Origin of the sequence: Dyella sp. SG609, assembly GCF_012275375.1 — a bacterium.
In the GTDB taxonomy this organism is placed as follows: Bacteria; Pseudomonadota; Gammaproteobacteria; order Xanthomonadales; family Rhodanobacteraceae; genus Dyella_D; species Dyella_D marensis.
The window spans coordinates 303,863-316,872 of record NZ_JAAZQJ010000006.1; the positions used below are offsets into that span (position 1 = coordinate 303,863).

The following is a 13,010-nucleotide window of genomic DNA, read 5'->3' on the forward strand; positions in this document are numbered from 1 at the left end:
GCGGCGGGCGAGTGGCGGCGGCGTGCCGTGGCGGCGTGCCCTGAAACGAACATCGCCGCATGCGGTGAGCATGCGGCGATGGGTGTTGCGGGTGAAGCTTGGCAGTGGGCCCACGCGTATTCGAGCGCGGGTGGTGCATTGTGCGCCAACGTACGTGGTCGGTGTCAACTACTTTAGTTGCGCAAGCGGTGGGCGACAGTGGCGGTTGCGGATGCCGTTGCGCGTGTACGGTGCATGCGCGCGACGGCATTCATGATCAGAACGTGTAGCGCGCACGCCCATACCAATACGCGCCGTTGACGCCGATCGGCGAGATCACGTCGTAAGGAAAATTGCCGGCGTAATTGATGTCGCTGTTGGAGCGCGTGGGGTATTGGTTGGTGAGGTTGTAGCCGCCCAGCGCCAGGCTGAAGCGCCCGGTCACGTGCAGTTCCGCTTCGGCATCCAGCTGCCAGCGCGCGGCATAGACCTGGCGCGGTTCGAAGCCGCCGCCGAAGTCGAACACGCGCACCGTCGAACCCTGCCGCGTGATGCGGCCGAGCAGGGACCAGCGCCGGTTGCTCCAGTTGGCGCTGAACGAACCGCGCTGGCGTGGCGCGGCGTCGGTGAGGGTGTTGCGCTCCTCGTCGCCGAACAGCACGTTGCCGGCGCCGGTCGCCGCCAGTTCCGGCGGCGTGGCGCGCACGCCGCGGATGTCGGTGTGGTTGCGGCTGTAGGCGAGGGTGAGCAGCAGCCGGCCGCCGGCCCAGGGCGTGCGGTAGTTGCCGACCAGCTCGGCGCCGCGCGTGCGGGTGTCCACCGCATTGGTGAAGAAGGCCACGCTTTGCACGCCGGGGACGCCGAAGTGCTGCAGGATGTAGTCCTCCAGGCCGGCGCTGTCGATGGTTTCGGACAGGGTGACGCGGTCGTCGATGCTGATCTGGTACGCGTCGAGGCTGAAGTCGAAGTGCTCGCCGAGCTGGCCGGTCAGCCCGAGGCTGAAGTTGCGCGACTTCTCCGGCTTCAGCGCCTGCGCACCCAGGCCGCGCGCGAGCGGGTTGTTCACCGACAGGATGCGGCCGGTGACCAGCTTGCCGTCGGCGCCGTAGCCGCTGGTGGTGGACTCGAAACCGATCTGGCTGAGCGAGGGGGCGCGGAAGTTGTTGGAGGCGGCGCCGCGCAGCGCGAAGCCCGGGGCGAATTCCCAGCGCGCGCTGAGCTTGCCGCTCCAGTTGCCGCCGAAGTCGCTGTAGTGCTCGTAGCGCGCGGCGGCGTCGGCAAAGAAATGGTCGGTGATGTCGCTGGATACTTCCGCGTAAGCCGCGCCGACGTTGCGCGACAGCCGCGCCGCATCCTGCGGCTGCAGGCCGCCGCCGGCCTGTGCTCCGACCGGTGCGTCAAGATAGGGGCCGACCGCGTACGAGGCCGGATCGCCGGGCAGGGTGCGGAACTGCTCGTGGCGGTATTCGCCGCCCAGCGACACGGTGACGTAGCGGCTGCCGGCGGCGAACTCGCGGTTGGCGTCCAGGTTGGCGCTGCCCTGATTGAAGCGGTAACTGCCGATATGGAACGAGGTGGGGCTGGCGGGACCGAGCGAGGCGTTGAGCGAATCGCGCAGGTCGTAGTCGAAGGCATTGCTGCCCCAGTTGAGGCTGCCGTCGAGATGCCAGTCGGCCAGCGTGCCGCGGACGCCGGCGGCGGTCTGCACGTCGCGGTTGCTGCCGACCGATTCGGGGCGGTAGCCGTCGGGGTAGATCGAGGTCACATTCGCGCTGCTGTCCGGATAGCGGAAATAGTTGTCGCCGATGGTGTGGCGCTGGGTGTAGGTGCCGAACCAGTACAGCCGGGCGTTGTCGCCCAGCGGCAGTTCGCTGTTGAGCCAGCCGCTGTAGTTCTCCGACTTCGGATCGCCCGCCGCATAGTTGCGCCGCCCGCGCAGCGCCAGGTTGGCGGGCGTGGGATCGGCCAGCCAGTCCGGCACGGTGTCGAGGCCCGCGCGGTTGGTGGCGTCGTGGTGGCCGGCCTCGATGCCGGCGCGGAAGAAGCCGGTGCCGGCCAGCCGCGTGCCGAACTTGGCGGCGCCGTAGCTGCTGTTGCCGTCGGTGATGGTGCGGTCGGCGGGGCTGAAGCGGGTGTGGTTGGCGCCGTAGCTGCCGGTGACTTCGCCGCCTTCGGGCGCGTCGTCCAGGATGATGTTGACCACGCCTGCGATGGCGTCCGAACCGTATTGCGCGCCGGCGCCGTCGCGCAGCACTTCCACCCGCTTGATCGCGCTGATCGGGATGGCGTTGAAATCCACCGGCGTGGTGCCGCGCCCGATCTTGGTATCGCTGTTGACCAGGGCCGAGGTGTGGAAGCGCTTGCCGTTGACCAGCACCAGCACCTGGTCGGGCGACAGTCCGCGCAGCTGCGCGGCGCGCACGTGGTCCGAGCCGCCGGAATTGGACTGGCGCGGGAAATTGAACGAAGGCAGCAGGTTGGCCAGCGCCTGGCCCAGTTCGCCGTTGACCGCGCCGGCGGCGCGCAGGTCGTCCTGGCTCAGCACGTCCACGGGTACCGGCGATTCCAGTGCGGTGCGGCTGCTGGCGCGCACGCCGGTGACCACGACCTGGTCCAGCGTGCGCGGCGCGGCGTTGTCGGCCTGCTGGGCCTGCGCGTGGACGGCGGACGCGGCGAGCAGCAGCGCCGTGGACAGGCAGGTACGGCGATACGTGCGGGAAACGATGGACATGCGGATTCCTTGCAGCGGGCAGCAGCGGGGCGCGCCGCATGGGGGTGCGGCGTCGAAGGTCTTGTCTGGAAGGCGCTGGATCAGCGCGTCGCGAAAAAAATCAGCGACAGCAACATCGCCGCATTCGGGCGGTACGCGGCAAGCGGCGTTGTCCGGCGGTCGTGATGGTCACGGCGAGGTTCGCGAAGATAGGGAAGGGCGCGTTGCTCCCGCGCCGTCCGGCATTTGTTGCATTGCGCAAGGTTCATGTCAATACTTCGTCACGAAACTTTCCGGGCGTACGACGGTTTATCCGTCTGGACGTCCAAACGACGACAGGGAATCCCTATGCAATTTCAGCGTGCGCTGGCGGCGGTGCTGGCTTTTGGCCTGGTGGCGGGTTGCGCCACGCAACCGCAGGCCACCGCCGGTGCGACCCTGCAGGGCGACCATGCGCATCCGGCTGCGACTCAGGGCTGGGTGGAGACGCGGCTGTATTTCGGCCTGGGGCTGGCGGACCAGCCGGGCAACGGCGTGAGCGAGCAGGCCTGGCGCGAGTTCCTCGATCGCGAAGTGACGCCGCGCTTTCCCGACGGGCTGAGCGTGATCGACGTCTACGGCCAGTGGCAGGGCAAGCAGCAGAGCACGCCCGAGCGGCTGCGCTCCAAGCAGCTGGTGATCGATTATCCGGACACGGCCGAGAACCGCGCCAAGGTTGAGGCGATCCGCGCGGCGTGGAAGCAGCGCACGGGTGATCAGTCGGTGCTGCGGGTGACGCAGCCGGCGGATGTGTCGTTCTAATCAGCGCATCAGGACATCACTTTGAACAATACCGCGACACGCCGCTGGCTGACGCCCGGCGACCTCAATGGTTTCCTCGGCCTGGTGGTGGACAACCTGTCCATCATGGCCTTCCTCGCCACCGCGCTGATCGGCATCTTCGGGTTCCCCGCCGACATCGTGTTCCTGCGCATGTTTCCCGGCACCGCGCTGGGCGTGCTGCTGGGCAATCTCGCCTATACCGCCATGGCGCGCCGGCTGGCCGCGCGGGTGGGCCGCGACGACGTGACCGCGATGCCGCTGGGCCTGGACGCGCCGACCAGCATCGGCATGGCCCTGCTGGTGCTCGGCCCGGCCTTCGTGCATTTCAAGCAGGGCGGCATGGACGAAGCGGCTGCCGCGCAGGCCACCTGGGAACTGGGCATGGCCTCGCTGGTGGTGATGGGCGTGCTGAAGTTCGTGCTGTCGTTCTTCGGCGGCGCGGTGCAGCGGCATGTGCCGCGCGCGGGGCTGCTCGGCTCGATCGCCGGCATCGCCCTGGTGCTGATGGGCTTCCTGCCGCTGGTGGAAATCATGAAAGTGCCGCTGGTCGGTTTCGCCGGCCTTGGCGTGGTGCTGTACGCGCTGGTGGCGAAAGGGCGCCTGCCGTTCGGCGTGCCGGGCGTGCTGGCGGCGGTGGCGATCGGCGCGGCGCTGTACTACGTGCTGGGGCCGCTGGGCTGGCTGGGCAGCGGCTATCACGCGCCGGCCGGATGGACCTGGCGCTTCGCGCTGCCGCTGCCGACGCTGAAGTGGCTGGACGGCATCGCCTACACCGTGCCGTACCTGCCGCTGATCCTGCCGTTCGGCCTGCTGATGGTGGTGGGCGGCATCAACGTCACCGAAAGCGCGCGCGCGGCCGGCGACGAATACCGCACCCGCGACATCCTGCTGGTGGAAGCGCTGGCCACCCTGGTCGCCGGTTTCTGCGGCGGCGTGGCGCAGACCACGCCGTACATCGGCCAGCCTTCGTACAAGGCGATGGGCGCGCGCAGCGGCTATACGCTGCTGACCGGCATCGTGATCGGGCTGGGCGGCGTGTTCGGCTATCTGTCCAACCTGGTGGAGCTGGTGCCGCTGTCGGTGCTGGCGCCGATCCTGGTGTTCGTGGCGATCGGCATCACCGTGCAGGCGTTCGAAGCCACGCCGATGCGCTATGCGGCCGCGGTGGTGTTCAGTTTCTTTCCGGCGATCGCGCGGATGGTGACGATCAAGCTGAGCGACCCGACTTACGTCTCGCCGCAGCGTTTCGGCGAACTGTTCAACCAGCAGGGGCACGGCATCGCGGAGCTGGCGGTGATCACCATCCTGGGCAACGGCTTCATCATCACCTCGATGGTGTGGGCCAGCTTCGTGGTGGCGATGATCGACGGCAAGAGCGGGCGCGCGGCACTGATCCTGCTGCTCGGCGCCGGCCTGGCCTTGTTCGGCTTGATCCATTCGGTGGATCCGGCGGGCGGCGTGTACCTGCCCTGGCTGCTCGATGCCGGTGCGCGCGCGCTGGTGTGGCAATTCGCCGGGGCTTATGCGGTGCTGGCGGCGGGACTGCTGCTGCTCAGCCTGCAGCGTTCGAAGCCATCGGCCATATGACATAGACCGCATGGCCGAAGTCCGCCACCGGAGACCCGTCAACGGCGGGTCTTTTTTTGCGTTCTGCATCACACGCGCGCAAGACGCAAGGAACCCAGGTCCGCACGGCGCAACTCATTGCGTCCGGAAATCGCTAGCCTAGGCACCGGAACGCATCTCTGCGGGCGTATCCTGGCAGGGACTGCCGCGCCGCAAGGCGAAGGGGACGGGATACCCGGCAGTCCGGTCAGAACGTTTTGCTCAAGGGGACATCGATGCTGCTCAATAACGCCGGACTGGTGGTGGACGACCGTGTCGTGCTGGCACCCGGTGAGCCTTGGGATATTTTCTTCTTCGTCGGCGAAATCGTCGAAGGCGCGCGCCAGGGGCATTTCGCCGGTGCCTATGCATCGATGCCCTATGTGATGCGCAAGCACGGGCTGGACTGCGCCAGGGCCATCCTGGCCAGGCGCCTGCCTTGGCGCCGCGGCAAGGCAGGCATCCGCTTCGTGGTCGCGCGCAAGGCGGGGCAGGTCCTGGGCGCGATGCTGCTGAAGGACGTGAGCCTCGACGACGGCGCACCCGCCGTGCTGCTCGAATACCTGGTGGTGGCGGAATCCGCGCGCCGCGCCGGCATCGGCCGCCTGCTGGTGGACTATGCGCTGCGCCGCGCGCCGGCCGGCGGCGTGGAATGCTTCTGCACCGACTTCTCGCGCGGCATGCAGCGCCTGCTCAAGCGGCAGGGTTTCGTGCGCACGCATCGCGCCAAGGAGATCCAGGTGAACCAGGACAGCCGGGTCGCGTTGCCGGCGCGGTTCCTCTGGAAACCCTGAAATAAAAAAGCCCGGCGCTGCCGGGCCTTTTTTATGGCATGCACGCCGATGCTCAGTCGCGCGCTTCGAGCGCCCGGTTCAGGCGCAGTGCGCCCAGCGTGCAGATCGCGCCGGACAGCAGGTACACCGTGACCGCGCCCAGGCCGAACTTGCTGGACAGGCCCAGCGCCACCAGCGGCGCGAAGGCGGCGCCGATCAGCCAGGCCACGTCGGCGGTGAGGGCCGCGCCGGTGTAGCGGAAGCGGATCGGGAAGTTCGAGGTCACCGTGCCGGCGGACTGGCCGTAGGACAGGCCGAGCAGGGCGAAGCCGATCAGGATGAAGGCGTCCTGCGCGGCGCGGCTGCCGCCGAGCAGCCAGGGCGCGAAGAAGCTGAACAGGCCGATCAGCGCGGCCAGCGTGCCCAGGGTGGTGCGGCGGCCGATGCGGTCGGCCACGAAGCCCGAGGCGATGGTGCCCAGGATGCCGACACCGGCGCCGACCACCTGGATCAGCAGCACCTGGTTGACCGACTGGGTCGAGCCCAGGCTGATCCACGACAGCGGGAACACCGTGACCAGATGGAACAGCGCATAGCTGGCCAGCGCGGCGAACGCGCCCAGGAAGATGTTGTAGTCCTGCTTGCGCAGCATCTCGAAGATGCCGATCGGTTCCAGCGCGCTTTCTTCCAGCGCCTGGGTGTACTCCTCGGTCACCACCAGGCGCAGGCGCGCGAACAGCGCCACCACGTTGATGGCGAAGGCCACGAAGAACGGATAGCGCCAGCCCCAGCTGAGGAAGTCTTCGCTGGACAGCTGGCTGTGCAGGAACAGGAACAGCCCGCTGGCCAGCATGAAGCCGATCGGCGCGCCGAGCTGGCCGAGCATGGCGTACCAGCCGCGGCGGCCCTTCGGCGTGTTCAGCGCCAGCAGCGAGGGCAGGCCGTCCCAGGAGCCGCCGAAGGCGATGCCCTGCAGCAGGCGGAAGAAGGCGAGCAGGGCGATCGCGCGCCAGCCCAGCGTGTCGAAGCCGGGCAGGAAGGCCATGCCCACGGTGGCGCTGCCCAGCAGGAACAGCGCGGCGGTGAGCTTGGTGCCGCGGCTCCAGCGGCGCTGGATGGTCATGAACAGGGCGGTGCCGAACGGGCGCGCCACGAAGGCCAGGGCGAACACCACGAAGGACAGCAGCAGGCCGTGCAGGCGGTCGCGGAACGGGAAGAACACCGACGGAAACACCAGCACCGAGGCGATGCCGAACACGAAGAAGTCGAAGTACTCGGAAGCGCGCCCGATCACCACGCCGACGGCGATCTCGCCGGGGGCGACCTGGGAGTGGCCGGGGGCGGGCCTGTCCTGGAGCGCGTCCTGGCGGGCCGTGTCCGGGGATCCGTGTTGGTCAAAAGTGCTCGACATGGCCATGCTTGAACTTGAGAACTGGGGTGGTTCGCGTAAGGATCGCACCGGCGGCGTTTAATCGCCATGAGACAAAGTGTCCTATTCCGCGGCGCAGCACGCGTAGGTTAACTTTCCGGGTCTCTCCCCATGCTTCTGCTCCCCTTCCGGCCCATGTCCTCCAAGGCTCTCCGCGGACTGCTGCTCCCCGCCGTCCTGTTGCTGTCGGGCTGCCAGACCGTGCTCATGTCGCCGTCCGGCGACATGGCCGTCCAGCAGCGCGACATCATCCTGATCTCGCTGGTGCTGATGCTGCTCATCGTCGTACCGGTGATCGGCCTCACCCTGTTCTTCGCCTGGCGCTACCGCGCGTCCAACCAGAAAGCCACCTACAAGCCGGACTGGGACCACTCCACCGTGCTGGAGCTGCTGATCTGGTCGGCCCCGCTGCTGATCATCATCGCGCTGGGCGCGCTGACCTGGGTGAGCACGCACAAGCTCGATCCGTTCCGGCCGCTGGAGCGCATCGCCGCCGGCCGCGAAATTCCGGCCGGCGCCAGGCCGCTGGAAGTGGACGTGGTGGCGCTGGACTGGAAATGGCTGTTCATCTATCCGGAGCAGGGCATCGCCACGGTGAACGAGCTGGCCGCGCCGGTCGACCGCCCGATCCAGTTCAAGATCACCGCCTCGACCGTGATGAACTCGTTCTTCATCCCCTCGCTGGCCGGCCAGATCTACGCCATGCCGGGCATGGAGACCAAGCTGCATGCGGTGATCAACAAGCCGGGTAGCTACGAGGGCATTTCGGCGAACTACAGCGGCGCCGGTTTCTCGGGCATGCACTTCAAGTTCCTGGGGCTCAGCGAAGGCGAGTTCGAGCAATGGGTGGCCAAGGCGAAGGATGGCGGCGCGCTCACCCGCGAAAGCTATCTGCAGCTGGAAAAGCCCAGCGAGAACGAACCCGTGCGCCGCTACGCCACGGTCGCGCCCGACCTGTATCCGGCCATCGTCAATCTGTGCGTCGCACCGGGTACGCCGTGCATGCACGAGACCATGGCAAAAGATGCGGCCCGCGCCGGCAAGCCGGCCGGCGAGCACGACATGCCGCACATGGAACACATGGAGCACTGATCGTGCGCCGTCCCGTCCGCCTTACGCATTGCGCCTTCCCGGGTGTCCAAGATGTCTGACCATCCCGATCTGACCAAACTGATCTTCGGCCGTCTCAGCTGGGACGCCATTCCGTTCCACGAGCCGATCCTGCTGGCCACCTTCGCCGCCGTGCTGGTCGGCGGCCTGGCGCTGCTCGCGGTGATCACCAAATACCGCCTGTGGGGTTATCTCTGGCGCGAATGGTTCACCAGCATCGATCACAAGAAGATCGGCATCATGTACATGGTGCTGGGCCTGGTGATGCTGCTGCGCGGCTTCGCCGACGCCATCATGATGCGCCTGCAGCAGGCGATCTCCTTCGGCGACAACCTCGGCTACCTGCCGCCGCATCACTACGACCAGGTCTTCACCGCCCACGGCGTGATCATGATCTTCTTCGTGGCGATGCCGATCGTCACCGGCCTGATGAACTACGTGGTGCCGCTGCAGATCGGCGCGCGCGACGTGGCCTTCCCCTTCCTCAACAACTTCAGCTTCTGGATGACCACCGCCGGCGCCGTGCTGGTGATGGCCTCGCTGTTCGTGGGCGAGTTCGCGCGCACCGGCTGGCTGGCCTATCCGCCGCTGTCGGGCATCCTGGCCAGTCCGGATGTGGGCGTGGACTACTACATATGGTCCCTGCAGATAGCCGGTGTCGGCACCTTGCTGTCGGGCGTGAACCTGCTGGTGACCATCATCAAGATGCGCGCGCCGGGCATGAAGCTGATGCAGATGCCGGTGTTCACCTGGACCGCGCTGTGCACCAACGTGCTGATCATCGCCGCCTTCCCGGTGCTGACCGCGGTGCTGGCGCTGCTGTCGATGGACCGCTACCTCGGCACCCACATGTTCACCAACGAGCTTGGCGGCAACGCCATGATGTACGTGAACCTGATCTGGATCTGGGGCCATCCGGAGGTCTACATCCTGATCCTGCCGATGTTCGGCGTGTTCTCCGAGGTGGTCTCCACCTTCGCCCGCAAGCGCCTGTTCGGCTACACCTCGATGGTGTACGCCACCATCGTGATCACGGTGCTGGCCTACCTGGTGTGGCTGCACCACTTCTTCACCATGGGCTCGGGCGCGAGCGTGAACTCGTTCTTCGGCATCACCACGATGATCATCTCGATCCCCACGGGCGCGAAGATCTTCAACTGGCTGTTCACCATGTACCGGGGCCGCATCCACTTCGAGCTGCCGATGATGTGGACAGTGGCCTTCATGGTCACCTTCGTGATCGGCGGCATGACCGGCGTGCTGCTGGCGGTGCCGCCGGCGGACTTCTCGCTGCACAACAGCCTGTTCCTGATCGCGCACTTCCATAACGTGATCATCGGCGGCGTGCTGTTCGGCGCGTTCGCGGCGATCAATTTCTGGTTCCCCAAGGCCTTCGGCTTCAAGCTCGACGTGTTCTGGGGCAAGTGCTCGTTCTGGCTGTGGGTGGTGGGTTTCTACTTCGCCTTCATGCCGCTGTACGTGCTGGGCCTGATGGGCGTGACCCGCCGCATCAGCCACTTCGAGGATCCCTCGCTGCAGATCTGGTTCCAGATCGCCGCCTTTGGCGCGGTGCTGATCGCGCTGGGCATCGGCGCCATGCTGATCCAGTTCGTGGTGAGCTTCCTGCGCCGCGACAAGCTGCGCGACGTCACCGGCGACCCCTGGAACGGCCGCACGCTGGAGTGGTCCACCTCCTCGCCGCCGCCGGCCTACAACTTCGCCTTCACCCCGGTGGTGCACGACGGCGACGCCTGGTGGCAGATGAAGCAGCTGGGCTGGCAGCGTCCGCTGTCGGGGTTCATCGACATCCACATGCCGAAGAACACCGGCGCCGGCATCATCCTGGCCGGCATCAGCACGGTGCTGGGCTTCGCCATGATCTGGCAGATGTGGCTGGTCGCCGCGCTGGCCTTCGTGTCCCTGCTGGCCGTGGCGATCGGGCATACCTTCAACTACAACCGCGAGTACTACATCCAGGCCGCCGACGTGGCCCGGGTGGAAGCGGCGCGCACCGAGGCGCTGGCCAGCCATGTCTGACGCGAAGTCCTACGACACCTACAACACGGCCGCCGCGCCGCTGCGGTTCCACCAGGAAACCGAGCATCACCCGGAGAACGGCACGCTGCTGGGCTTCTGGCTGTACCTGATGAGCGACTGCCTCATCTTCGCCTGCCTGTTCGCGGTGTACGGCGTGCTGGGCCGCAGCTACGCCGGCGGTCCCACCGGCGCGGAAGTGTTCGAGCTGCCGCTGGTGGCGCTCAATACCTCGCTGCTGCTGCTGTCGTCGATCACCTATGGCTTCGCCATGCTGGAGATGCAGCGCAAGCGGGTGAATCCCACCCTGGTGTGGCTGGCCGTCACCGGCCTGCTCGGCGCCGGCTTCATCGGCATCGAGCTGTACGAGTTCGGGCACTTGATCGCCGAGGGCAACGGCCCGCAGCGCAGCGCCTTCCTGTCCTCGTTCTTCACCCTGGTCGGCACGCACGGCCTGCATGTGAGCTGCGGCATCATCTGGCTGATCACGCTGATGGTGCAGGTCAAGCGCAAGGGCCTGATCGGGCCGAACAAGCGCCGCCTGTGGTGCCTGTCGATGTTCTGGCACTTCCTGGACGTGGTGTGGATCGGCGTCTTCAGCTTTGTCTACCTGATGGGAGTGCTGCCGTGAGCGCGCATACCGACGTCCATGCCGGACATGGCCACGATGAGCATGGCCATGGCGAGCATCACGAGCACGACGACGGCATTGGCCACGTCTCGCTGAAGGGCTACATGATCGGCTTCGTGCTGGCGGTGCTGCTGACCGCGGTGCCGTTCGCGCTGGTGATGAGCGGCGGCCTGAAGGATCCCAGCGCCACGGCGTTCGTGATCCTGGGCTTCGCCGCCGTGCAGATCGTGGTGCACATGGTGTACTTCCTGCACATGAACGCGAAGTCGGAGGGCGGCTGGAACATGCTGGCCCTGATCTTTACCGCGGTGCTGGTGCTGATCACGTTGAGCGGTTCGATCTGGGTGATGTATCACCTGAATCACAACATGATGCCGGCCCTGATGGATCCGCGGAACCTGCCGTGATCCCCGCCGCGGCGGCGCTGCCATGGCCAGGCTAGGCGCCGCCGATGCGTCCGAGCGCGGCCCGCGCGGGCCGCTCGCCTTGTCGCTGCTGGCGCTGTGCGCGCTGGCGGCGTTTGCCGGCTTCCTCGCCCTGGGCACCTGGCAGGTGCAGCGCCTGGCCTGGAAGCGCGAGCTGATCGCCCGCGTGGAGCAGCGCGTGCATGCGCCGGCCGTCGCCGCGCCCACGCCGTCCGAATGGCCCGCCGTCACGGCGGCCAGCCACGAATACCGCCACGTGCGCCTTGCCGGCGTGTTCCTCTACGAGCAGCAGGTGCTGGTCGCGGCCAGCACCGCGCTGGGCAGCGGCTATTGGGTGATGACGCCGCTGCGCCAGGACGACGGTTCCATCGTGCTGGTCAACCGCGGCTTCGTGCCGGCCGAGGCCTGCGGCCGCGACGGACGCTGCGCGCCCGGCCCCGCGGGCGAGGCGACGGTTACCGGCCTGCTGCGCACGCCCGAGACGAAAGTGTTCCTGCGCCATAACGACCCCGCGCATGCACGCTGGTACGCGCGCGACGTGCAGGCCATCGCCAGGGCGAGAGGGCTGGGTGCGGTGGCGCCGTTCTTCGTCGACGCGGATGCCGACCCGGCGCAGGCCGACGCCTGGCCGCGCGGCGGACTCACCGTCACCAGCTTTCCCAACAATCACCTGAGCTACCTGATCACCTGGTACGTGCTGGCCCTGATGGTGCTGGCGGCGGCGGTCTATGTGGGGCGCCACGAATACCGGCTGCGGCGGCGGGCGGGGTAGGGCAGGCGGGCTCAGAATCTTCGGTCATGGGCATTGACCTGCTGGTGAAGTCCCCGTATAGTTTCGCGCTTCCGGCGGGCGGTTAGCTCAGCGGTAGAGCACTGCCTTCACACGGCAGGTGTCACAAGTTCGATCCTTGTACCGCCCACCATCCCGATCGAAACACGAAGGCCACCCCCGCGGTGGCCTTCGCGTTTTCGCGGCGCCACCGCGCCCGCGCCTACAATGCCCCGGCTGACCCGTACGGATGACCGCCATGCACGAAGCTCTCGCCAACCTGCACCTGATTACGCTGACGCCGTGGAAAGTGATCGGCCTGCTCGGCACGCTGCTGTTCACCGCGCGCTGGTTCGTGCAGTTCTATGCCACCAAGAAGCAGAAGAAAGTGGTGGTGCCGATGTCGTTCTGGTACCTGTCGGTGGCTGGCAGTGTGTTGACGCTGGCCTATTTCATCTGGGGCAAGAATGATTCGGTCGGCATCATCCAGACGGCATTTCCGATGCTGGTGTCGATTTACAATGTGTTTGCGCATTTGCGGCAGCACAGGCCGGAGACGGTGCGGCCTGGGGGGCCGGAGGAGACCTGAGGTTGGGGGGGGGCGGGGTCGCTCGGTTTTCGCGGTGCGGCGACTTGGCCGCTTATGCAGCGGGCATTTCGGACGCCTGCCGGCGCCCGAGTCACTTTCTCTTTGCTGGCTCAAAGAGAAAGTAACCAAAGAGA

Annotated in this window: 12 protein-coding genes and 1 tRNA gene; 10 read left to right on the plus strand and 3 right to left on the minus strand. The window is 67.0% G+C overall.

Translation table 11 applies throughout. The features are described from left to right. Window positions 1-256: 256 nt before the first annotated feature. Together FHW85_RS13855 and FHW85_RS13860 are read right to left on the minus strand one after the other, a co-directional pair. Window positions 257-2,710, minus strand: a complete 2,454-nt coding sequence (locus FHW85_RS13855; protein WP_168648612.1) for a TonB-dependent receptor — start codon at window positions 2,708-2,710, stop codon at window positions 257-259. 80 nt (window positions 2,711-2,790) lie between these two features. Next, the gene (locus FHW85_RS13860) at window positions 2,791-2,958 is read right to left on the minus strand and encodes a hypothetical protein (protein ID WP_168648613.1); all 168 of its coding nucleotides are present in this window, start codon (window positions 2,956-2,958) and stop codon (window positions 2,791-2,793) included. 79 nt (window positions 2,959-3,037) lie between these two features. Between FHW85_RS13860 and FHW85_RS13865 the strand changes: the two genes are divergently transcribed. The 3 genes from FHW85_RS13865 (at window position 3,038) to FHW85_RS13875 (ending at window position 5,910) form a co-directional block, all read left to right on the plus strand. After that, entirely contained in the window at window positions 3,038-3,490 is a 453-nt protein-coding gene (locus FHW85_RS13865; protein ID WP_167255646.1) for a DUF3574 domain-containing protein, read from the plus strand. A gap of 21 nt (window positions 3,491-3,511) precedes the next feature. Then, on the plus strand, window positions 3,512-5,098 hold the full coding sequence (locus FHW85_RS13870) for a hypothetical protein (RefSeq protein ID WP_168648614.1): 1,587 nt from the start codon (window positions 3,512-3,514) through the stop codon (window positions 5,096-5,098). Between the two features lie 254 nt (window positions 5,099-5,352). After that, window positions 5,353-5,910, plus strand: coding sequence for a GNAT family N-acetyltransferase (locus FHW85_RS13875; protein WP_167255642.1), 558 nt, complete (start codon window positions 5,353-5,355; stop codon window positions 5,908-5,910). 52 nt (window positions 5,911-5,962) lie between these two features. Here FHW85_RS13875 and FHW85_RS13880 read toward each other — a convergent pair whose 3' ends face one another. Next, on the minus strand, window positions 5,963-7,300 hold the full coding sequence (locus FHW85_RS13880) for an MFS transporter (RefSeq protein WP_208399753.1): 1,338 nt from the start codon (window positions 7,298-7,300) through the stop codon (window positions 5,963-5,965). Between the two features lie 129 nt (window positions 7,301-7,429). Between FHW85_RS13880 and cyoA the strand changes: the two genes are divergently transcribed. The 7 genes from cyoA to FHW85_RS13915 all read left to right on the plus strand — a co-directional run bounded on the left by cyoA (window position 7,430) and on the right by FHW85_RS13915 (window position 12,876). Beyond that, window positions 7,430-8,410 carry a ubiquinol oxidase subunit II gene (gene cyoA, locus FHW85_RS13885; protein WP_246866754.1) on the plus strand — a complete coding sequence of 327 codons (981 nt, stop codon included), beginning with the start codon at window positions 7,430-7,432 and terminating at the stop codon, window positions 8,408-8,410. Window positions 8,411-8,491: 81 nt separating this feature from the next. Continuing rightward, window positions 8,492-10,465: a cytochrome o ubiquinol oxidase subunit I gene (gene cyoB, locus FHW85_RS13890; protein WP_343203600.1), complete on the plus strand. Its 1,974-nt coding sequence runs from the start codon at window positions 8,492-8,494 to the stop codon at window positions 10,463-10,465. Further along, complete coding sequence (gene cyoC / locus FHW85_RS13895; RefSeq protein ID WP_167255636.1) at window positions 10,458-11,093, plus strand: cytochrome o ubiquinol oxidase subunit III; 636 nt, start codon at window positions 10,458-10,460, stop codon at window positions 11,091-11,093. Before cyoB ends, cyoC begins: the two co-directional genes overlap by 8 nt. Next, entirely contained in the window at window positions 11,090-11,500 is a 411-nt protein-coding gene (gene cyoD / locus FHW85_RS22395) for a cytochrome o ubiquinol oxidase subunit IV (RefSeq protein ID WP_167255634.1), read from the plus strand. Before cyoC ends, cyoD begins: the two co-directional genes overlap by 4 nt. Before the next feature lie 22 nt (window positions 11,501-11,522). Next, window positions 11,523-12,290, plus strand: a complete 768-nt coding sequence (locus FHW85_RS13905; RefSeq protein WP_168648615.1) for an SURF1 family protein — start codon at window positions 11,523-11,525, stop codon at window positions 12,288-12,290. A 76-nt stretch (window positions 12,291-12,366) separates the two neighbouring features. After that, window positions 12,367-12,441 (plus strand) — tRNA-Val (locus tag FHW85_RS13910). A gap of 105 nt (window positions 12,442-12,546) precedes the next feature. Next, on the plus strand, window positions 12,547-12,876 hold the full coding sequence (locus tag FHW85_RS13915; RefSeq protein WP_167255630.1) for a lipid-A-disaccharide synthase N-terminal domain-containing protein: 330 nt from the start codon (window positions 12,547-12,549) through the stop codon (window positions 12,874-12,876). Window positions 12,877-13,010: the final 134 nt, after the last annotated feature.

Excerpts from the sequence above, each read along its gene's own strand:
- cyoA (WP_246866754.1), top strand. The coding sequence starts at position 7,430 with ATGCTTCTGCTCCCCTTCCGGCCCATGTCCTCCAAGGCTCTCCGCGGA.
- FHW85_RS13905 (WP_168648615.1), top strand. The coding sequence starts at position 11,523 with ATGGCCAGGCTAGGCGCCGCCGATGCGTCCGAGCGCGGCCCGCGCGGG.
- FHW85_RS13880 (WP_208399753.1), bottom strand. The coding sequence starts at position 7,300 with ATGTCGAGCACTTTTGACCAACACGGATCCCCGGACACGGCCCGCCAG.
- FHW85_RS13875 (WP_167255642.1), top strand. The coding sequence starts at position 5,353 with ATGCTGCTCAATAACGCCGGACTGGTGGTGGACGACCGTGTCGTGCTG.
- FHW85_RS13855 (WP_168648612.1), bottom strand. The coding sequence starts at position 2,710 with ATGTCCATCGTTTCCCGCACGTATCGCCGTACCTGCCTGTCCACGGCG.
- FHW85_RS13860 (WP_168648613.1), bottom strand. The coding sequence starts at position 2,958 with ATGAACCTTGCGCAATGCAACAAATGCCGGACGGCGCGGGAGCAACGC.
- FHW85_RS13915 (WP_167255630.1), top strand. The coding sequence starts at position 12,547 with ATGCACGAAGCTCTCGCCAACCTGCACCTGATTACGCTGACGCCGTGG.
- cyoC (WP_167255636.1), top strand. The coding sequence starts at position 10,458 with ATGTCTGACGCGAAGTCCTACGACACCTACAACACGGCCGCCGCGCCG.
- FHW85_RS13865 (WP_167255646.1), top strand. The coding sequence starts at position 3,038 with ATGCAATTTCAGCGTGCGCTGGCGGCGGTGCTGGCTTTTGGCCTGGTG.